The 20,413-nt window shown below is 68.5% G+C and carries 15 protein-coding genes; 5 read left to right on the top strand and 10 right to left on the bottom strand.

What is annotated here, in order from left to right; translation table 11 throughout:
* Positions 1-103 precede the first annotated feature (103 nt).
* Positions 104-4,129, bottom strand: coding sequence for a type VII secretion protein EccCa (eccCa, locus tag ACYQ5L_RS05480; RefSeq protein ID WP_459955965.1), 4,026 nt, complete (start codon positions 4,127-4,129; stop codon positions 104-106).
* Between the two features lie 160 nt (positions 4,130-4,289).
* On the opposite strand from eccCa, the gene eccD reads away from it, so the two are divergent.
* A complete protein-coding gene (gene eccD / locus ACYQ5L_RS05475) occupies positions 4,290-5,753 on the top strand; it encodes a type VII secretion integral membrane protein EccD (protein WP_459955963.1) in 1,464 nt (487 codons plus the stop codon).
* Positions 5,754-5,764: 11 nt separating this feature from the next.
* Positions 5,765-7,177: a type VII secretion-associated serine protease mycosin gene (mycP, locus tag ACYQ5L_RS05470; RefSeq protein WP_459955961.1), complete on the top strand. Its 1,413-nt coding sequence runs from the start codon at positions 5,765-5,767 to the stop codon at positions 7,175-7,177.
* 362 nt (positions 7,178-7,539) lie between these two features.
* Here the strand turns inward: mycP and eccB are convergent, their stop codons facing one another.
* Positions 7,540-9,021: a type VII secretion protein EccB gene (gene eccB, locus ACYQ5L_RS05465; protein WP_459955959.1), complete on the bottom strand. Its 1,482-nt coding sequence runs from the start codon at positions 9,019-9,021 to the stop codon at positions 7,540-7,542.
* A gap of 111 nt (positions 9,022-9,132) precedes the next feature.
* Between eccB and eccE the strand changes: the two genes are divergently transcribed.
* Complete coding sequence (gene eccE / locus ACYQ5L_RS05460; RefSeq protein ID WP_459955957.1) at positions 9,133-10,776, top strand: type VII secretion protein EccE; 1,644 nt, start codon at positions 9,133-9,135, stop codon at positions 10,774-10,776.
* Between the two features lie 5 nt (positions 10,777-10,781).
* Here eccE and ACYQ5L_RS05455 read toward each other — a convergent pair whose 3' ends face one another.
* The 3 genes from ACYQ5L_RS05455 to ACYQ5L_RS05445 form a co-directional block, all read right to left on the bottom strand.
* The gene (locus tag ACYQ5L_RS05455) at positions 10,782-11,342 is read right to left on the bottom strand and encodes an NADPH-dependent FMN reductase (protein ID WP_459955955.1); all 561 of its coding nucleotides are present in this window, start codon (positions 11,340-11,342) and stop codon (positions 10,782-10,784) included.
* A 42-nt stretch (positions 11,343-11,384) separates the two neighbouring features.
* Positions 11,385-12,635, bottom strand: coding sequence for an NAD-dependent epimerase/dehydratase family protein (locus ACYQ5L_RS05450; protein WP_459963327.1), 1,251 nt, complete (start codon positions 12,633-12,635; stop codon positions 11,385-11,387).
* Positions 12,636-12,699: 64 nt separating this feature from the next.
* Complete coding sequence (locus tag ACYQ5L_RS05445; RefSeq protein ID WP_459955953.1) at positions 12,700-13,515, bottom strand: S-methyl-5'-thioadenosine phosphorylase; 816 nt, start codon at positions 13,513-13,515, stop codon at positions 12,700-12,702.
* Positions 13,516-13,610: 95 nt separating this feature from the next.
* Between ACYQ5L_RS05445 and ACYQ5L_RS05440 the strand changes: the two genes are divergently transcribed.
* A complete protein-coding gene (locus tag ACYQ5L_RS05440; RefSeq protein WP_379201117.1) occupies positions 13,611-13,943 on the top strand; it encodes a metal-sensitive transcriptional regulator in 333 nt (110 codons plus the stop codon).
* An 82-nt stretch (positions 13,944-14,025) separates the two neighbouring features.
* Here ACYQ5L_RS05440 and ACYQ5L_RS05435 read toward each other — a convergent pair whose 3' ends face one another.
* The 5 genes from ACYQ5L_RS05435 to ACYQ5L_RS05415 all read right to left on the bottom strand — a co-directional run bounded on the left by ACYQ5L_RS05435 (position 14,026) and on the right by ACYQ5L_RS05415 (position 19,468).
* Positions 14,026-15,009, bottom strand: coding sequence for a nitrilase-related carbon-nitrogen hydrolase (locus tag ACYQ5L_RS05435; RefSeq protein WP_459955951.1), 984 nt, complete (start codon positions 15,007-15,009; stop codon positions 14,026-14,028).
* A 79-nt stretch (positions 15,010-15,088) separates the two neighbouring features.
* Positions 15,089-16,051 (bottom strand): AraC-like ligand-binding domain-containing protein, encoded by a 963-nt coding sequence (locus tag ACYQ5L_RS05430; protein ID WP_459955949.1) that lies wholly within the window; start codon positions 16,049-16,051, stop codon positions 15,089-15,091.
* Positions 16,052-16,146: 95 nt separating this feature from the next.
* Positions 16,147-17,001, bottom strand: a complete 855-nt coding sequence (locus ACYQ5L_RS05425) for a nitrilase-related carbon-nitrogen hydrolase (protein ID WP_459955947.1) — start codon at positions 16,999-17,001, stop codon at positions 16,147-16,149.
* 128 nt (positions 17,002-17,129) lie between these two features.
* Positions 17,130-18,110, bottom strand: a complete 981-nt coding sequence (locus tag ACYQ5L_RS05420) for an AraC family transcriptional regulator (protein ID WP_459955946.1) — start codon at positions 18,108-18,110, stop codon at positions 17,130-17,132.
* Between the two features lie 359 nt (positions 18,111-18,469).
* Positions 18,470-19,468 carry a helix-turn-helix domain-containing protein gene (locus tag ACYQ5L_RS05415; RefSeq protein WP_459955944.1) on the bottom strand — a complete coding sequence of 333 codons (999 nt, stop codon included), beginning with the start codon at positions 19,466-19,468 and terminating at the stop codon, positions 18,470-18,472.
* A gap of 461 nt (positions 19,469-19,929) precedes the next feature.
* Here ACYQ5L_RS05415 and ACYQ5L_RS05410 point away from each other — a divergent pair, with 461 nt between their 5' ends.
* Complete coding sequence (locus tag ACYQ5L_RS05410; protein ID WP_459955943.1) at positions 19,930-20,385, top strand: Hsp20/alpha crystallin family protein; 456 nt, start codon at positions 19,930-19,932, stop codon at positions 20,383-20,385.
* The last annotated feature ends 28 nt before the right edge of the window (positions 20,386-20,413 follow it).

Raw genomic sequence — 20,413 nt, 5'->3', positions numbered from 1 at the left:
GGTTTTCGGAAACCGAGGCAAGCCGCGACCGTGCTCACGGTCGCGGCTTGCGCGGGGAATTCTGCTCTATAGCGTTTACGCTCGCCTCGGCCCAATTCGAATGTCAGGCGGGCGGGAGCCAGCCGAGTTGAATGAGCTGGTCGCCGGAACGGGTGGCGTAGGTACCCCGCCCCGGGGGCATGAGTGCGGGTTTGGTGTTGCCGAAAAGAATGCCCTCGTCTTTGTGGCAGCTCATGATGAGGGCCGCCGAGTTGAGTTCCTTCAGGCGGTTCATGGTGGCTTCGTAGAGGGCGCGGCCGGCGCCGCCGGAGCGGCGGGCGATGATCAGGTGGAAGCCGAGGTCCCGGGCGTGGGCCAGGTGATCGACCAAGGCGTGCAACGGGTTGCCGCTGGCGGTGGCGACCAGATCGTAATCGTCGACGAGCACGTAGATTTCGGGGCCGCGCCACCAGGAACGATCGCGCAGCTGCTGGGGCGTGACATCGGGGCCGGGCATACGCTGGGTGACATAGGCCGCGAGATCGGCCATGTTCTGGGTGAATTGCGGTGCGGTGGAGCCGTAACCGGCGAGATAGCCCTGAGGGACGGCGCCCAGCAGGGTGCGGCGGTAATCGCCCATGATGATGCGGGCCTGGTCGGGGGTATTGGACTCGCAGATGGAGTCGATCAGGGAACGGAGCATCGTGGTCTTGCCGGACTCCGAATCGCCGATGACGACGAGGTGCGGGCTGGCATTGAAGTCCAGGTAGACGGGGGCCAGCTCGGCTTCGTTGATGCCGAGCGGGAAGCGCAGGACCGGCTTCGATCGGTCGATCCGGGCGGGCCAGTCGTCGGCGAGGTGCAGCAGTTCCTCGCGGGGAAGGCGTTCCGGGAGCATCCGGACGCTGGGGGCGGGCCGGCCGGGAGTGGCTTCGGCGATGGCCGAGACCGACTGTGCCACAGCCGGACCCAGGGTGGCGGGATCCGGATCGGCGTCGATGCGCGGCAGGGCCGTGAGCATGTGCAGCAGGTCGGGCGTCATACCGCGCCCGGGACGGCCCATCGGGACCAGGGCGGCGAACTTGCGGCCCAGGTCGGAGTCCATCGGATCGCCGAGGCGCAGTTCGATGCGGGTGCCGATCTGGTCCTTGAGGGCGGGCCGGGCCTCGGGCCAGCGGGCGAGGGAGATCACCACGTGCACGCCGTACGAAAGACCTTGTACGGCAAGGTTCATGACGGTCTGCTCGAGGGCCTCGAATTCCTGGCGGAAGGTGCCGTAGCCGTCGATCACCAGGAAGGCGTCGCCGAAGGGATCCCGGTGCGCGCCGGTCGCGGCCGCGCTGGCATTCGGCTCCATGGCGCGCAGCCGCCGGAACTCCGCCATGGATTCGATGCCCAGCTGCCGGAAGCGGGCCTCGCGCTGCCGCACCAGGGTGACCATCTCGGCGACCGTGCGCCGCACCCGGTCCTCGTCCATGCGACTGGCGACCGAGCCGACATGCGGCAGGCCCTCCAGCCCGAGCAGCGTGCCGCCGCCGAAGTCGAGGCAGTAGAACTGCACCTGCTCGGCGGTGTGCGTGAGCGACATGGCCATGACCAGGTCGCGCAGCGCCGTGGACTTGCCGGATTGCGGGCCGCCGACCACGGCCACATGACCGCGGGAACCGGACAGGTCCACGATCATCGGATCACGGCGCTGATCGTAGGGGCGGTCCACGATGCCGATGGGCGCGCGCAGGGTGGCCACCGGATTCCATTCGCCGGTGAGGATCGACCGCGGAATGAGCTGATCGAGGGTGGCCGGTTCATCCAGCGGCGGCAGCCAGATCTCGTGCGCGGGCCGCCCGTGCCCGCGCACCCGCGAGACCAGCATCTGCAGGTTGGAGATCTGCTCGCCCTCGGGCTGCGCCTGCTCGATCTCCCGCTGGATGGGCAGCGGAATACGGTCGGCGGCACGGAAGTCCACGTGGGTCGCGGTGAACGGCCGGGCGGTCACATCGATATCGCCGGAGTGACCGGCATCGGTGACATCCGGCTGGGATCCACCGCCTTCGTAGGGCCCGGAGACATAGGCGGCCTGGAAGCGCACGATCTCGCCGGAATCGGATTTGAGATAGCCGCCGCCCGGATTGTTCGGCAGGTTGTACGCATCGGGCACGCCGAGCACCTGGCGGGATTCATTGGCGGAGAAGGTTTTCAGGCCGATCCGATAGGACAGATGGCTTTCCAGGCCCTTGAGCCGCCCTTCTTCGAGCCGCTGTGAGGCGAGCAGCAGATGCACATGCAGTGAACGGCCGAGCCGGCCGATCATGGTGAACAGCTCCGCGAAATCCGGATGTTGCGAGAGCAATTCGGAGAACTCGTCGAGCACCACGAACAGCGCGGGCAGCGGATCCAGGTCCGCCCCCGCCGCCCGCGCCTTCTCGTATTCGGAGACATTCGCGAAATTGCCCGCGGCCCGCAGGACTTCCTGCCGCCGATTCATCTCACCGGCCAGGGCGTCGCGCATGCGCTCGACGAGATCGGCCTCTTCCTCCAGGTTGGTGATGATGGCCGCGACATGCGCGACACCCTCCAGCCCGAGGAAGGTCGCGCCGCCCTTGAAGTCGACCAGCACGAAGTTCAGCTGATCCGGCGAGTGCGTGGCGATGAGCGAAAGCACCAGCGTCCGCAGGAATTCCGATTTACCCGAGCCCGTCGCGCCGATACACAGGCCGTGCGGGCCCATACCGCCCTCGGCGGCCTCCTTGATATCGAGAATGACCGGCAGCCCGTCCGCGCCGATGCCGAACGGCACCCGCAATCGCTCCCGCCCATAGCGCGGCCGCCAGGCGTTCTCCGGATTGAACGCGCCGATATCGCCGAGCCCGAGCAGCTGCGCCCAGGTCGAAATGATCTCGCCCTCATCACCGGCGGACTCGCCGGCCCGCTGGGTGGCGGCCCGATACGGTGCGAGCCGCCGCGCCGCCTGTTCGGCCTCCTTGGCGCTGATCCGGTCGATGGCGGCGAACCGCTCCATCGCTCCGGTGGGCCCGCGGCCCGCGCATTCCCCGTTCTCCACCAGCATCTGAATGCCCCGCGAGGCCGCCAGCCGCGGTGCGTATCCGCACAGATCGACGACGGTGACGCCCTCGAATCCGGTCTCCCGCAAGGGATCTTCCTCGGCTTCGAGCAGTCCGCCGTCCACCACCAGCACGATCTGCACCAGATTCGGATTCGGCGGCTGATTGCGCGAGTACCGAACCCGGTTGTGCAGCAAGGGCGCCAGCCCCGCCTGAGCCTCGCGCATGGATCCGTACACCATGCGCTCGGTGCCGACCCCGTCCTGGGATTCCGGATGCTGGGTGTGCGGCAGCCATTTCGCCCATTCCCATTCCGCGGCGGTATCCGGTCCGCAGACCACGGCGACGAGCACCTGATCCGGGGCCTGGAACATGGCCAGCTGCAACAGCATCGCGCGCGTCATCTCCCGCGCCTGCACCCGATCGCCGGACAGCTGCACACTGGCGAAACCCTTCACCGCAATGGCGGTGGGCAGATCCGGCACGGTCGAATGCGTGCGCACGAAGCGGCGCAGCGAGACCGCGGCAATGGGCTCGAGCTCCTCCACCGGCCCGGTCTCCGGCGCCACCAGCCGGGTCGCCAGCCGCTGGCTGCCCAGGCCGATGCGGGCGTGGCAGAAGTCCTTGTCGCCGGGCCGCCGCTCCCACATGCGGGTGGTGCCGGCCAGCATCCAGATCAGGCCCGGCTCGGGATGGCTCCATTCGATGGCGGCGCGCTGCTGTTCGGCGGTGTCCTCCACGTCGCGGCGGACCTGGTCCAGATAGCGCAGGTAGTCCTTGCGGTCCTCATTGGCCTCGGCCGCCTTCGTGCCCTTGCCGCCCTGACCGGCGTACATGCCGACCATGGAGAAGACCATCATCATCGGGAACATCAGGCTCATGGGGTTGGACGCGATGGCGCTGCCCGAGGTGAACAGCAGCGCGACCATGCCCAGCATGCCGACCACCATCACCACCGGCATGAGCTTGGTAAAGAGGTTCGCTGGAATGTTGCGAGGAATCTCCGGCGGCGGCTGAAGCGTCACCTCACCGCCCGGTGAGCGTGGAATCTCCCGGCGCGGGCGACGCTGGAACCGTACGGTACTCACGCTAGATCCCCCATCGGATGGCTGGACTGCGGGCCTCAGTCTACGGATAGCGGAACGGATGCCGTAGAGTGCGGTCAGCATTTGTGCACTTCACGGCGTTGCGACAGCGATACGCGCGCCTCTACGGAAAATACGAGGATCGATCGGAGCTGGGGGCAGCGTGACGCACGCGCGAACGGATCATAGCGACGATGCACGAGGCCTGGTCCGCGCGCCGGATCTCGCGCGGGTCACCATTCTGGCCAAGCACACCCAGGTCGATATGGCCATACCGGTGGACGTACCGGTCGCGCTGGTCATTCCGAGCGTGGTCGATATGGTCGCCCAGCACAGCCGGGCCAATGACTTCGACCATGACGGCGAACAGTTCGAACCGCACGAATGGGTGCTGGCCCGGGTCGGTCAGCCGCCGTTCTCCAATTCGCTCAGCCTCGCCGAACAAGACGTTCGCGACGGGGAACTGCTCATGCTGGAGAGCGCCGAGCACACCGCGCCGACGCCGCTGTTCGACGACATCATGTACAACGTCGCCATTGCCGACGCCGACCATTTCCGCGGGTGGACGCCCCGGACCGCGCGCCTGACCGGATCGATTCTGGCCGTGCTCACCATGCTGGTGGGCTGCCTCGGGCTGCTGGCCGCGCCCGATGCCGTGCCCGGCTGGGTGAGCGGGACGGTGGCGCTGCTGGTGAGCGTGCTGCTGGTGGTGGCGAGCATGGTGCTCGGCCGCATGTACGGCGATACCGCCAGCGCTCTCGTCTTGGGCGGATGCGCACTGCCGGCCGCATTCGCCGCGGGCCTGCTCTTCGTGCCCGACCACTACGGCTGGGCGAACTTCCTGCTCGGCGCGGTGCTGCTCGGAGCCATCGCCATGCTGGCGTGGCGGGTGAGCGGGGTCGGGCTGGGATTGTTCATCGGCGTGACCACCCTCGCGGTGTACGCCGCGCCCGCCGCCTTGGTCGGACTGCTCACCCATGTTCCGGTGAAGGCCATCGGCGCCGGTGCGGCGGCGCTCGGCCTGGCCGGATTGTCGCTCGCCCCACGGTTTTCCATGCTGCTGGCCAAGCTCCCGCTGCCGCCGGTGCCCGCGCCCGGTACGCCGATCGACCCCACCGAGGACGATCCCGACGACCATCGCGCGCTGCCGACTCTCGAGGTGCTGCGCAAGAAGTCCGAACGCGCCCGCCGGTACCTGGCCGGGCTGGTGGCCGCCACCACCGTGGTGGTCGTCGCCGGAGCCGTTGCGAGCGTATGGAATCCGGATGCGGAGGGCGTCTACCGGCCGGGCCTGGCGCTCGCGCTGGTCTGCGCGGTCGTCCTCATGTTCCGCAGCCGCACCTACGCGGGCGCGGAACAGGCCGTCGTCCTCATCGCGGGTGGCGCCGCCGTGCTGCTGATTCTGTTGGGCGCCGGTTCCTTCCGGCTCGATCAACCCCTCGTCATCTTCGGCGCGGCCCTGCTCCTGCTGGCGGCGGCGCTGGTACTCGGCATCATCGTCCCGCGCCAGCAGGCGACCCCGCCCATGCGCCGCGCGGTCGAACTCCTCGAATACGCCTTCGTGGCCGCCGTGGTGCCGCTGGTGTTCTGGGTGACCGATCTGTACTCGTACGTGCGCAGCCTCTGACCGGACAGCTGATGTCTTCCAAGGGTTTCCGAACACTCGCCGCGGCCGCGGCGCTAGCGCTGAGCGCCTCTCTCGGCTCGGGCGCCGGTGTCGCCCATGCCGACCGGCCCCCCGCGATCGATCCCGGACTCCTGCCCGCCGGAGGCCCCGCCGCCCCGCCCGGCCCCACCGAGCATCCGGCCAACTCGCCGTGCATCAGCACCCAATCCGGTGGCGGCGGTTCGACCATCCCGCCGACCCAGCGGGCCCTGGACCTCGAGTACGCCTGGCAATTCTCCAAGGGCGCAGGCCAATTGGTCGCGGTCATCGACACCGGCGTATCGCCGCACCCGCGCCTGCCCGGCCTCATCCCCGGCGGCGATTACGTCGCCAACGGCGGTGACGGCACCGAGGACTGCGATGCCCACGGCACCCTCGTCGCGGGCTTGATCGCCGCGACCCAGGAACCAGGCCAAGGCTTCGCCGGTGTCGCCCCCGAGGCCCGCATCATGACCATCCGCCAAACCAGCGCCATGTACCAAGCCGAGGGCGCCGGCCGCGACAAGGGCCCCGACGACATGCCCGACGGCTACGGCAAGATCTCCGCCCTCGCCTCCGCCATCCGCCGCGCCGCCGACGCCGGAGCCCGCATCATCAACATCTCCCTCGTCGCCTGTCCCACAAGCAAACCCGACAGCCGCGAAATGGGTTCCCTCGGCGCCGCCGTCCACTACGCCGCCGTCGAGAAGGACGTAGTCATCATCACTTCCGCCGGCAACACCGACACCTGCAAGGCCGGCAATCCCGGCCTGAACCCCCTGCGCCCCACCGAAGATCTCTGGAACAACATCCGCTCCTACGTGGCCCCCGCCTGGTGGGACGACTACGTCCTCTCCGTCGGCTCCATCGACTCCTTCGGCCAGCCCTCGAAATTCACCGTCCCCGGACCTTGGGTGGGCGTAGCCGCCCCCGGCGAGGACATCATCTCCCTGGACCCCCGCAACACCGGATTGACCACCGCCAAAATCACCAACCAGGGCCAAACAGTCCGCTACAGCGGCACCAGCTTCGCCGCCCCCTACGTCTCCGGCGTAGCCGCCCTCATCCGCTCGCGCTTCCCCGACCTGCCCGCCGCCGACGTCATCGAACGCATAGAAGCCACCGCCCACGCCCCCGGCGAAGGCTGGAACCCCTATGTCGGTTATGGCGCAGTCGACCCCGTCGCCGCCCTGACTGCCCAAGTCCCGAACGAACTGCCGCCCAAACACCCCAGCACCATGGTGGACAAGCAACTCGCCATCCCCACCCCACCACCACCCCCGGACAACACCGCCCGGAATATCGCGCTCATCGGCACCGGAGTAGTCGCCCTGCTACTGCTTCTCGGCTTCCTCGCGTCCTTCCCCCTCCGGCGGCACTTCGGCATCCGCAACGACGACGCCTGAAACGACGCATGGGCTACCTCCACACGCAGGAATGTGAAACGACATCGGTGTTTCACATCAAGGTGCGGTGACGATGAGCTACTCCTCGAAGACCTCTTCGATGCCGTCCGCAGTCAGCGCCCGGGTAGTCCAGACTCTCGATTGCGTTACATCCGCACTGCGAACTGTGCTGGCGATCCGGGTTGGCGTAGGCCCGAACTTCTGCGTCAGTATCTCGAGTAGTGCCTCGGCGCGTCCCGGGCTTCTCCTTCGGCGCGACGTTGTTCCGCGGTTGTCATGATGACTTCCTTCGCGTCGGGGCCGAGCTGGTCGAGGAGCGTTTTCAGGTCTGCGGCCGGGGTTTGCTCGCTGGTGGCGCTTGGTCAGTTCTGTGGCTTCACCGGCTCTTTCGCCGGGTTCGGGTCGGGGGCTACGCCGTCGTGGGCGACCATGGCGGCTTCGCGGCTCAAGGTCGGTCCGGGGGCCAGGAGGCCGATGATGGGCCAGGGAGCCGGTTCGGGGCGGACGGATTCCGGGTCCATGCCAAGGGCTTTGGCGGATTCCAGGTCTTTGATGCCGTAGCGGACGCCGAAGTCGGAGATGTAGAAGAGGGTGTCGCGGCGTTGGCTGTCGGGTTCTATGCCGGTGGTCTGGAGGTAGTAGCCGGCGCCGGGTTTGGTGTAGAAGGAGTCGAGGTTGGGGCCGTTGGCGTCGGCCTGGGCGAGGGGGACGAGTTTGGCGCGGTCGGGGATGGGGATGGCGTGGCCGGTGAGGATGGTGAGGCCGGCGTGGCGGCTGCCGTCGGAATTGTCGGCGGCGGTGAGCGGTTTCCAGGACAGGCAGTCGACGGGGTGGTCCTTGCCGTCGACGATTTCCGGTGCGCTGTCGGGATATTCGGAGATCCGCAGAGCGGAGGAGACGGGGGCGGCGGTGCGGTCGGCTTGGGTGATGCGGTCGTCGGCGGCCGTTGAGCGGTAGGCGTTGCGGATGATGTCGGCGGTCAGGGGGGAGACCGGTTGCAGGCCGTCGGCGAGGACCACGTAGTACTTGTCGTCGTCGGTGCGGACCTGGACGATGTCGCCGATGCGGTGGTCGCCGAGCGAATACCTCGGGGCGGCACCGGCATCGGGGATGGGCGGGGCCACCAGGGGCAGCACTTCGGGGATGGCGTTGAGCAGGCCCTCGCTGATGGGACGGGGGGTGCGGCCGCGGAGGTCGAGGGCGTCGACCACGGCGCGGTCGTGCAAATCGATTCGGGCGCGGTGGTTGTCGTAGACGAGGTAGGTGTTGTCGCGGCCCTGGACCAGGAGCGCTCTGCCGGAGCCCATGGCGGATGCCTTGTCGCCCAAGGCCGGATCGCCGGCCAGGACGGAGGTGGTGACGCTCTGGCTGCCGTCATTGGCCAGGGCGTCGCACACGGTCCAGGTGTGGCCGGTGCTCGCGGAGTCGAAGTTCAGCGAGGCGGGGGCGCCGGGGATGCCGATGAGCTGGCCGCGCGGCTTCTTGGCCAGTTCGGATTCCTTGACCGTGGCGGGCTTGGCGGCCTCGCCGGCCGCCAGCCGCGCCGAGGCCAGGTTCAGCGCCGGGTGCACCACATTGTCGATGACCACATAGACGGCCCCGGTGTCCTTGCCGATGAGAATCTGGTTGGAGCCGATCTTGTCCTGCGGACGCAGGAGGGCTAACACTCCGCAACCGGCGAGTGCGACGACCGCGAGGATGATGCCGACCGCGTAGGCGCGCGATTGCGACCGCATGGGGTCGTGCAGCATCCGCACGTCCCTGCGCACCAGGGCGTGTTCCATGCGGCGGACCAGGAAGCGGTAACCGCTCACCTGCCAACGCGTCGTCGGTTTTGAAGGCATGAAAACTCCCCCGACCAGTGATTGCGTTCGCGGAACACAGTACAGTTCCCGGGGATCTTCCTTCGCCATCGGCCGCGGACCCGAGGCCGATCCGGAATGTTGGAGACGACGATGACCGAATCGGGGAGGGCGCGATTCCGCCCTGCGGCGGCGCATGTGACGATGGCGAATCTCCTGGTCGCTCAGCTGACCGGAGTGGTCGTCATACTGGTCGCCCTAGTCTGCGGACTGCCCTTCTGGCCTGCGCTCAGCATGGCGATAGTGGCCGGATTGATCCTTTTGATCCCATTTGGCAAACGTTCAGTTGCCTCCTGGATCGCCACCCGCGCCCGCTTCCGGCCCACCCGCGCCCACCTGCCCGCCGACCTCATCGACTTCCGCGCGGGCGACGGCCGCTCCCTCGGCCTGTACCGCGACGGCAGCCGCGTGGTCGCGGTCGTGGAGGTGCTGGCGCCCAAGGGCGGACTGACCCGGCTCGGCCGGTCCACCGTGCGCGCCTCGCATCTGCTGCCGCTGACCGAACTCGCGGAACGCCTGCAGCAGCACGACATTCTGCTCGACGGCATCGATATCGTCTCGCACGGATTCCGCAGCCGCTCCGGCACGCCCGCGGGCGCCATCTACGAATCGCTGCTCGGCCCGCTGCCCGCCACCGCGCATCGCACCGTCTGGCTGGCCATCGCCTTCGACCCGCTGCGCTGCCCGGACGCGGCGGCCCGGCGCGGCGGCGGACTCGCGGGCGCGTGCCGCGCGGTCACCATCGCCACCCAGCGCATCGTCCGCACCCTCGAGGACGGCGGCTGCTCGGCGCGCATCCTCACCGCACCGGAGATCACCCAGGCCGCCCTGCAGGTCACCGCGGGCGTGGACCCGGCCGCGCTGACCCAGCGCTGGCGCTACGCCGAACTCGGCAACAGCGTGAACATCGGCGCCGCGGTGGATCCGCGCGAGATCGACTCCGAACGACTCGCCGGGCTCTGGGTCCCGCCCTCGCGCGGCACGACGGTGGCGGTGCGGCTGCGGCCCGGCACGACCGCCGGCACGGTGCGCATCGGCGCGGCCTGGCGGCTCACCGCGCGGGAGCTGCCGGAGGAACCGGTGCAGCGGCACATGATCTCCATGAACGGCCGACACCGGGAAGGACTGCTCGCACACCTGCCGATGGCGGTGCCCGGCCTGGACGCCACGGTCCCCACCCGCGAGCGCGAGATCGAGGACATCGACGCGGTGCAGCTGCCCGCGGCGGGCTGCGGTCAGCTGCTGGGCTCCGACGACGAGGGCAATGGCGTCGCCATCCGCGTTGTCGGCCAGGGTATTTCGAGCGTGTACGTGGCCGGTGAGCTGTATCTGGCGCAGCAGCTGGTGTTCCGCGCGCTGGCCATCGGCGAGCGCATCCTGATCCGGACCGACCGGCCCGAGACCTGGGAGCATCTGATCACCACCATCGGCAATCCGGAGCGGCTGACCCTCGCCGCCGAAACCCATCAGGCCGATGCCGGATTCACCGCGACGGTGGTGGACGGCGTGCTCGCACCCGCCCCGCACGCCGGTATCACCACCATCCACCTGGCCGGGCACCCCTTGGGCTGGCCCGCCGCCCGGCCGGATCTGTCCATCACCCAGCCCGATGCGATGGGCAACCGCATCCTGGTCCGCACCGGAATCACCGAGGTGGAATTGAACCTGGTCTCCATTCCCCGCGAGACCACCTATATCGGCCGCCCCCGGACCGCCGCGGCTTTCGCGACGCCGTAATCCGCTCAGCCCGGATACGGGTCCGCCGCGCGCGCGTCCCGCAAGGCACGCCCCCACCAAGCGAGTTGGCGCAACAGCCGCTCACACGCGTCGACGGCCGCGCCGTCGCGGGTCTCCCCCGCGTCATCGAATTTCCGCTTGGCCTCGGCGAAGCCGACGGACTCGCGAATGGACACCATGTGAATCTCCGCGACCACCTGACGCAATTGCTCGACCGCCCGCAGCCCGCCGGACAATCCGCCGTAGCTCACGAATCCGATGGGCTTGGCCCGCCATTCGCGTTTCGCGGTATCCAGGGCGGTCTTCAGCGAGGCGGGATATCCGTGGTTGTACTCCGAGGTCACCGCGACGAAAGCATCGGCGGCGGCGATCCTTTCGCGATACTCCCGCACCCCCGGCGCCTCGGTCAGATCCACCGGCAACGGCGTATCGAGCAAATCGATGACGCCCACCGTGAATCGCTCATCGGCCCGCGCGGCCTTCAGGAACCAGTCCGCCACCACGGGCGCGAACCGTCCCGGCCGGGTACTGGCCACAATGACTTCCAGCCGCAGCGGATTCTCCATAGCGCGAGCCTAGATCCCGGCGCCGCGGAAATCGCACAGCGGCTAATGGCGGGCCGCGCCGGTCGCGTAATCCGGCAGCCCCCGGGCGGGCGCGGTGCGCGCGGTGAAGTCCAGCGCATGCCGGGCGCGTTCCGGATTCGCCACCACATGGCGGATATCGGTGAGCCGGTATTGCCCGGTCACGATGGGCGCCGGACCATTCAGCGCCTTGGCCATCATGGACGCCACCTCCCACAGCGTGAGCGGCCGCCCCGAGGCGATATTCAATGGCACGAAACCGGCCGGCCCGCGCTCGACCGCCGCGACGGTCGCGGCGGCGACATCGCGCACGTGCACGAAATCCCGGACCTGCCCGCCGTCTTCGAAGATCTGCGGCGCCCGCCCGGCCAGCAGTTCCGCCCGGAAGCGTGCGACCACACCGGATTCCGCGGTCCGCACCGGCGGAACCTCCGCGACCGGATCACCGTAGACGTGGTGATAGCGCAGCACCGTGGCCGCCGATCCGGTGCTCGCCGCCCAGGCCAGCGCATAGTGCTCCTGCGCGACTTTGCTTGCCGCATAAGCGCTCCGCGGCCGCAGCGGCGCGTCCTCGCCGAGCGGTTCCCAGGTCAGCACGTCACCGGTGCGCGGCGCCCGATGATCGAACAGCCCCCGATCCAGATCGGCGCGCCGCCGCAGGCCCGGGAAGAACGGGCCGCCGCGCACCGCGCGGTACCGCCCCTCCCCGTACACGGCGACCGACGAGGCCAGCACCAGCCGCCGCACGCCCGCCCGCTCCATGGCGGCCAGCAGGACGGCCGTCCCGGCGTCATTGTGCGTGGCGTACACCGCGGCCCGCTGCATCCCGACCGGGCCGGGCCGCTGCGGACCGGACTCCGAGCGGGTGGTGACGGGCCCTCGGACACAGGGGCCCACCGCATGCGTACCGGGTCCCTTGCCGGGCTGCCCGTCACCCTCGAGCTCGGGCCCGCCGCGCAGGGCCGGACCCACCGCGGAACGCCCGCCGGGTCTGCGCCCCGGCGGCGGTTCCGCGCGCACCGACCCTTCCGGAAAGTTCGCCAGCGGGACTGCCGCCGCGAGATGACAGACGACGTCGACACCGTGCAGCAACGGCTCCAGCTGCTCCGGATCGCGAATGTCGGCCAGGGAAATCCCCTCGGGCGGAGTGGCATTCGGGCCGTGCACGGTATCGAGCATGGCGTCCACGGCGAGCACCTCGTGCCCGGCCGCGCGCAGGGCGCGATGCACATGCGAGCCGATATATCCCGCGGCGCCGGTCAGCAGTACCCGCAACCGCTCGGCTCCCGACTCGCCTCCGCTCATCCCTCCAGCGTAGGCGAATCGGAATGCCGCGAAATTACGGCAGCTCGAACGGCAGGTTCACACCGGTTCCGGCGTGCACCCGGCACTTGTCGCAGGTGTCGTCGCCGTCGACCGCGGCCACCGCCCGGCGCACCAGCGCCTTGAACGGCACCAGGTTTCGCTCGAACTCGGCGAAAACGTCGGCGGCGCTGACGCCTTCACCGGATTCCAGACCGGCGTCCAGGTCGGTGACCAGAGCGATTGCGGAGTAGCACATTTCGAGTTCCCGGGCGAGCACGGCCTCGGGATGCCCGGTCATATTGACCAGTTCCCAGCCCTGCCCGGCGAACCAGCGGCTCTCGGCGCGGGTGGAGAAGCGCGGCCCCTGCACCACGACCATGGTGCCGTAGTCCTTCACCGGCAGCTCGGTCCCGGCGGATGCGATTGCGGCGGTGCGCAATTCACCGCAGTACGGATCGGCGAAGGAGACGTGCACGCCGCCCGCGTCGAAGAAGGTCTGATCCCGCCCGGAGGTGCGATCCACCAGCTGATCCGGCACGGCCACGGTGCCCGGCCCCCAGTCGGCGCGCAGGCTGCCCACCGCGCACGGTCCGAAGATGCGGCGCACGCCCAGCGACCGCAGCGCCCACATATTGGCCCGGTACGGCACGGTGTGCGGCGAGTACTCGTGCTTGCGGCCGTGCCGCGGCAGGAAGGCGACCGACCGCCCCTCGACCTGGCCGATGGTGATGGGGGCCGACGGCGCGCCGAACGGAGTCTCCAGCTCCACGGTGGTCGCATCGTCGCCGAAGAAGTCATAGAACCCGCTGCCACCGATAATGGCCAGCGAGGCCCGTGGATCCGCACTCATGCGCCTGATTCTTGCGCATGTGGGCATCAGTGGCCGCACCAGGCCGAACCATGTACCCTAGGGGGGTATTAATGACCGGGAGTGAGGAACCGTCGGTGACCACAGAGCAGACCACCACAGCGGAACAGCCCTGCCACGACCACGCGACGCACGGCTACATCACCGCGAAGGACGACTACCTCAAGCGGCTGCGCCGCATCGAGGGTCAGGCGCGCGGCCTGCAGCGGATGGTCGAAGAGGAAAAGTACTGCATCGACATCCTCACCCAGGTCTCGGCCATGACCAAGGCCCTGCAGGCCGTCGCCATGGGCCTGCTCGAGGACCACATCAGCCACTGCGTGGTCGACGCGGCCGTGGCCGGCGGCCCGGAGGCCGAGGCCAAGATCAAGGAAGCCACCGACGCCATCGCGCGCCTGGTGCGCTCCTGATACCGGCGATCGGCGCGACACACCCTGGGGACCGGCACTCGGCGCTGAGCACCACGTGCTCAGCGCCGAGCCCCTGCCCGGGTCAACAGGCGGCCATACCCGCCGGATAGTCCACGACCATGGGCATGGCCCACGAGTCGCCCGGCCGCCGGGTGGTGCCGGTGCGCGCGGCGGTCCGCCGTCCCGGCGCCCGGCCCTGCCGGTGCCGTCGCCCGCCGGCCATATCGTGGCCGTGGCCGCCGAGTTCATCCACTTCGAGGTCCGCGTAGAGAATTCCCTCCGCGCCCTCGGCGAGCGGCGTCACCACCTCGGTGCCGTCCGAGTTGTAGATACGGGCGCGCCCGGTGCGCCGCGGCGGCCGCAGGAATCCGCCGGTGCCGTCCGGTGCGGCGGCTTCCCCAACCACCGCACAGGGCGCGAGCACGAAGGCGTGCGATTCCAAGGCGTACATGCGACTGACGGTCGCGCCCGAATCGGGCCCGGTCGGCGCGAGGTCGCTCGGGGCTCCCGCCCAGGCGGCCACATGGATCTGCTCCTCGTCCGCGCGGAGCGCGCGGGTCAGCAGCGGTCGCTGATTCTCCTGTCCGGCGAGCGCGCCCAGCCGGCCCAGCGAACCGTGATGCACGGTAGGCAGATTCGGCGTACCGGAGGCGAACACCTTGCGTTCCACGCTGTTGAGCCCGGCTTTGCGCCGGACCGACTGCACCTGACCGAATTCATCGATGACGGCCTGTGCCATATAGATTCGGCGATCCTGTCGCTCACCGAATCCGAGTACCACCTGGATGCCATTGCGACCGGCCGCATCCGAGACGGCGCGCATTTCGGCGCCGTCGCGTGTCATCGAATTCTCGCGGCAGCGAGTCGAATACTCGACATTCCATTGATTCGATTCCACCCACCGCCACCACGGATAACCTGGTAAGAAGGTCTCCGGGAATGCGATCAGGTGGGCGCCGGCCGCCGCGGCGGCGCCGATCAGTTCGACTACTTGTTCGACACCGTCCGACAGCCGCAACCATTTCGGCTCGGCTTGAACGGCGGCTACTCGGACCGTATTACTCATCCTGTATTCCTCATGGAACGTGATGCTGGTCAACGGTTTCCGCTCGAACAATGGCGAATTGTGCCTTTCTACCGACTATTCATGCCATCGCCCGGAATGCGCCCGGCGTGGTGCCCATTTCGATTCGGAAGGATCGGTAGAAACTGCGCTCGGTGAGGAATCCCGAGGCCGTCGCCACCGCCGACAGCGGCAGCTGCGGCGCATTGCGCAACAACTCACAGGCACGTTCGATTCGCATGCGCCGCAACATGGTCCCCGGCCCGTCGGAGAACTCGCCGAATACCCGATACAGCGTCCGCCGGGACATTCTGCACCCTTCGGCGATGCGGTCCACACCCAGGTCCGGATCGGCGCAATGCTCACGCATGTAGGCCAGTACCCGCTGCCGGTTCAGGGCATCGGCGGACTGCTCGCGCGGGACGCCGCCGGAGGCCGCCACCACCGCCGCGGCCAGCAGATCGACGGCGGGCGCGGCCAGCAGTGCGGCCGCGCCCGGATCATCACCCTGCAATCGCGCGAGTTTGCGGAAGAACTCGCCGACGATTCCGGGCGCGCTCTCACTCGAAAAGGCCGTGGCCGTCGGCACATCGGAGTCCACCACGCCGTAGCGCTCGCGCAGCTTGCTCATGGGCACCTGAACGACCACATGCTCCCAGTCCCGCTCGACCTCCCAGTGGAACGGGCGAGTGGCGTCGTAGAAAACGATGGAGCCCGGATCCACCTGGGCGATACGGCCGTCCTGCCGGACCCGGCCGCCGCCGCTGAGCGGAATGCTCGCGAAGAGAAACTCCTCGTGATCGCGGTCGATGAGCCGCTTGGTCCGGTCGATCAGCTGTGGCGTGCCCGCCAGAATGCTCACGTGCAGATTGCCGTAGCGGGCATGTTCCAGCGATCCATGAAAACGATCGGTCTGTTTTGGTGAAATCGCCAGCGGCACATACGCCTCGCTCAGCAGCGCTTCCCAGCGTTCGAAGGCCTCCCCCGCCGGTGTCTCCACCTCGGACCCGATCTCGATCCGATTAACCGCCTCCGACTGCTCCACTCCGCATCCCTCGATGACCGTCGACGGTCCTTCGCCCGACCGAATACCGGGCAGTGTGTCAGATTCCGGCGCGCGCGACCAATAGCGGAATACCACTATGCGGCCGATTCGAAGCTCAGGTCCAGGTCCAGATCGGCATACAGGATGCCCTCCTCGTGCCCGCCCAGCGGTTTCGCCAGCTCGTCTCCGCCGGGCGCGTAGATCCGCGCGTGCCCGCCCGGCCCGCGCACCAGTTGCTTGGCGGAGTCCGGGCCGCGGCGGATCTCGCTGCCCGCCACATCCATGATCGAACAGGCGGCGATCACATTCAGCTGCCCGACCACCGCGTACCAGAGCGTAGCCGCATTGTTCACGCGCACACCCCATTCCACGTCACGGGCAATGATGAATCCGGGCCAGGACACGATGTGCACCTGCGCCCCGGTGCGTTCGAGCTCGCGGCGCTCGGGCAGATGCAGCTGCTCGGAGCCGCCGTGCACGCCGATGCGGCCGATCTCGGTACGGAACACGTACTGATCGGAACGCTCACCGGCTTGGAAGATCTTGTGCTCCAGTGCCGTCAGCTCCGGCTTGCGGCGCACCCCGAGCAGCACCCCGCGCTCGTCGATGAGGCACTGCGACATGTACAGCGAGGTGCCGCAGCGCTCGCTGAAGCCCAGCAGCACGTGAATGCGGTGCCGGCGGGCGGCATCGGCGATGCGGCGGAACTCGGTGCGGCCCACGGTCATCGAATTGGTCCGGTAGCGCGCGAAGAAGCCCTGGCCCCAGCTGACCGAATCCAGCCACAGCCACCACGGATAGCCGGGCAGAAAGGTCTCCGGGAACGCGATGAGCCGGGCGCCGCCGGCCGCCGCGGTCTCGATGAGTTCGATTGTCTGCGCGACGCCGCCGCGCAGATCCAGCCATCGCGGTTCGGCTTGGACAGCCGCCACTCGCACCCTCGTCGGCACCTCGGCTCCTTCGGCACGGATTGATGTCCACGCCGGTTAGCCCGCGAACAACACGCTGGTCGGACGAGCCGGCATGGCCATCACCTTTCGCCGAACGGTGGCTGAGTGCAGTGACAAACCGTGCCGAGCTAGTGACCGGGCGTGCCTGGCGCCAGTTGAGCGCGGAATTGACCGGGAGTGAAGCCGGTTTCCTCGCGGAATGCCCGGTAGAAGTGCCGATCGGTAGCGAAACCCGAGGCCGCGGCAATGGCCGCCAGCGGGCGGGTGGGATCGGCGCGCAACAGCCGGCGGGCATGCTCGACCCGCATCCGGCGCACCAGCGCCGCCGGACCGCCGAAGCCCTCGCACAACCGGTACAGCGTGCGGCGCGAAACCAGGCAGGCGTGCGCCACCTCGTCGACGGTCAGTTCCGGATCGGTATAGCGCTTGCGCAGATAGGCCAGCACCTGCTGGCGGTTGAACAGCGAGTCGGACGGGGCCGGGGAGGTATTGCCGGTGGCCAGCAGCACCGCGGAGGACAGCATGCCGGCGATCTCGGACTCCAGCACCGTTGCGGCGCGGGTGGTTTCCTCCGGCGGTAGCTCGGCCAGGCCGCGGAAGAAACCGGCCACCACGCCGAGCGCGCCGGTAGTGGGCAACGGGGTGGCGAGCGGTAGTTCGTCGCGAATGAGCCCGGCGTGCTCGAGCACCAGATTCATGGGCGCGCGCACGATGGTGGAGATGGCGTCGTCGGTGGTGCGGCTCTCCAGCGGGCGGGCGCTGTCGAAGAAGACGATGGAACCGGCCGGGCTGTCGGCCAGCTGGCCGTTCTGCTCGGTCCAGTTCGCGCCCTCGACAACAATATTCACCAGCAGGAATTCGGCGCTGGCCTGTTCCACCTGGCGTTTGCTGCGCACCACGCGCTGGGCGCTGGCGCGCATCCGGGTGATCATGGAGCGGTCGAACTGGCTGACGGTGACCTCGCCGCGCCAATGCCCCGTGACCAGTGGCTCGATGGTGGCGGGCACGACAGTATCGGCGATGATCGCCTCCCACTGTTCGAATGCCTCGCGCGCGGAAGTGTCGGAGCTCGAGCACACTTCGGCGCTGGCGGTTGCCGCGTTTCCCACTCTTGCATCATCCCATCCTCCGCGCCCCAGCAAACAGGTTTGAACCTGTTCGAAACCGGCAAATAGGACCAGTTCAGGGGCAGCGGATCGAGTTCGCTGCCCGGCCGTCTGCGGCTCAGCGACGACCGGGCGGCGCCTCCTCGTCGCACGACCCGGCCCGCCGGCATCATCGACGACTGCGCCTGACGTGCGAGCGGCGCGGTTCGCCTCGGGGCACGATCGCGACGAAAAGCCACACGACGCACGGGGTCCACGACTTGGTTCAGGGAAATCACCGGCATCAACCGATGCCTCACAAGTATTCCCATCGCCCGCGATGCTGTGACTGTCAGCTCGTGCCAGATCACTGCCAATTCACGTCAGGCGGGCATGACGGGTCCGCCCGCCAGATTCGGCACCGATCCCGCGCGGAATTCCCCGGGGGTCATGCCCATTTCCCGTTTGAAGGCGCGATAGAACTGCCGCTCCGAGACGAATCCCGAGGAGCGCGCGATGGACAGCAGCGGGCGCGCCGGATCCGTCCTGATCAGCGCGAGCGCGCGCTCCACGCGCAACCGCCGCAGCAGCGCCGCGATCCCGTCCTCGCCCTGCTCGAACAGGCGATACAGCGTGCGCCGCGACACCGAACAGGCATGCGCCACATGGTCGACCGTGAGCGCCGGATCGGCGTAGTTGCGCTGGATGAAGGCCAGGGCGCGCTGTTTGGTGAGCGCCTGACCGGGCGCCTCGCGCGGCAGCTCCCCGGCCGCCAGCTGCACCACCGAGGCCAATAGCCCGGTGCCGTGCCGGGCCAGCACCGCCGCCTGGTCCGGGGACGTGTGCTGCAATTGCGCCAGCCCGCAGAAGAATCGGCCGACGATACCGGCCGCGCCGTCCGGCGGGAACCGCACCGCGGTGGGCAGCCGGTCGGAGGACACGCCCGAGGCGCCGACCACCTCGGCCAGCGGAACCTGCACCGCCACCACGCCCCAGCTCTGCTCGAAGTGCGCGGTGAAGGGCCGCGAGCTCACATAGAGCATGAGCCCGCCGTCGGCCATCTCACCCACCCGGCCGTCCTGTTCCAGCCAGCCGTGCCCGTGCGTGGTGATGCTGGCGAACAGCACCGGTTCCTCCGGCTCGTGAATCAGCCCGGGAATACGGCTGATTTGCTGGCCGGTAGCCGACACCGTGGACACATCGATGTCATCGAACCGGGACTGCACGATGCGCGCCCGGAACTCGCCCCGGCGCACCGGCGTGACCACCATCGGCACATAGGCCTGCGCGACCGCCGCCTCCCACTGCTCGAATGCCTCCTTCTCGGAAACCTCGGGCGTGGTGCAAACCTCCACTACCGCAGGCCCAGAGCCGCCGCTCATTGGCCGATTGTCGCACCCACGCCAGCGCGAAAATGCCGAAATACCTTCATATCTTCCAACTTTCGGCACTCGTGCCCGAAATAGGTCATCTGTCCGAAACTCGGCTAGCCATCCGCGATCGGCCCGGAAACAGCCTCCCACCACCACCGAACCGCTTCCGGACAAAGGATTCTCAGCATCCGGCCGCGCTGAATCCGCTGCCGCGCAGACATCCGGATCACAATCCACGCAATGAATCAGCGAACTGCAACTTGCACGGCGAATCCTCATCACAGACCACGCCGCCACTCTTCCGGCGTCGGCCGTCCGCGTCCGCGGTGGACCGCGCGGCGCGATGGTTGCGAGAAACTTGCCCGAAATTGATACTGGCACTCTCGCAGCGAGAGTGCTAACTTCGTCAGTGCAGCTACCGGCGCCCGCCGCCGTGGCGGACGCCACCATAGATATGGAGGTGAATTCCCGTGCTGCGGTTCGATCCGTTCCATGACATCGATACCGTTGCCCGCCAACTGCTCGGCGAGGCCGTGGGCACCGCGCGCGCCCCGCGCTTCATGCCCATGGATCTGTTCAAGACCGGCGACCACTACGTCCTCAATGCCGATCTGCCCGGCGTGGACCCAGGATCGGTCGAGGTCAGCGTCGATAACGGCACCCTGACCCTGCGCGCGCAGCGCAGCGTCCCCAGCGAAGAGGGCGTCCAGTGGATCGCCTCGGAACGCTTCGCCGGCAGCTATCAGCGCCAGCTGTCCCTCGGCGAGGGCATCGACACCGAGAACATCACCGCCACCTACAACGACGGCGTCCTCTCGGTCACCCTCCCCATCGCCGAGCGCGCCAAGCCGCGGCGCATCGCGATCTCCGGTACGGGCTCCGGGCCCAAGACCATCGAAGCGGGCAGCTCCGGCCGGTCCACCTGACGCCGGCCCCACACCTCATCTGATCTGC

The sequence above is a fragment of the Nocardia sp. IFM 10818 genome, assembly GCF_054655275.1.
This window is presented reverse-complemented; position numbering and strand designations above follow the sequence as displayed.

Coding starts and splice junctions, on each gene's coding strand:
- ACYQ5L_RS05455 (WP_459955955.1), bottom strand. CDS start 11,342: ATGGAGAATCCGCTGCGGCTGGAAGTCATTGTGGCCAGTACCCGGCCG.
- mycP (WP_459955961.1), top strand. CDS start 5,765: ATGTCTTCCAAGGGTTTCCGAACACTCGCCGCGGCCGCGGCGCTAGCG.
- ACYQ5L_RS05415 (WP_459955944.1), bottom strand. CDS start 19,468: ATGAGCGGCGGCTCTGGGCCTGCGGTAGTGGAGGTTTGCACCACGCCC.
- eccE (WP_459955957.1), top strand. CDS start 9,133: ATGACCGAATCGGGGAGGGCGCGATTCCGCCCTGCGGCGGCGCATGTG.
- eccB (WP_459955959.1), bottom strand. CDS start 9,021: ATGCCTTCAAAACCGACGACGCGTTGGCAGGTGAGCGGTTACCGCTTC.
- ACYQ5L_RS05445 (WP_459955953.1), bottom strand. CDS start 13,515: ATGAGTGCGGATCCACGGGCCTCGCTGGCCATTATCGGTGGCAGCGGG.
- ACYQ5L_RS05435 (WP_459955951.1), bottom strand. CDS start 15,009: ATGAGTAATACGGTCCGAGTAGCCGCCGTTCAAGCCGAGCCGAAATGG.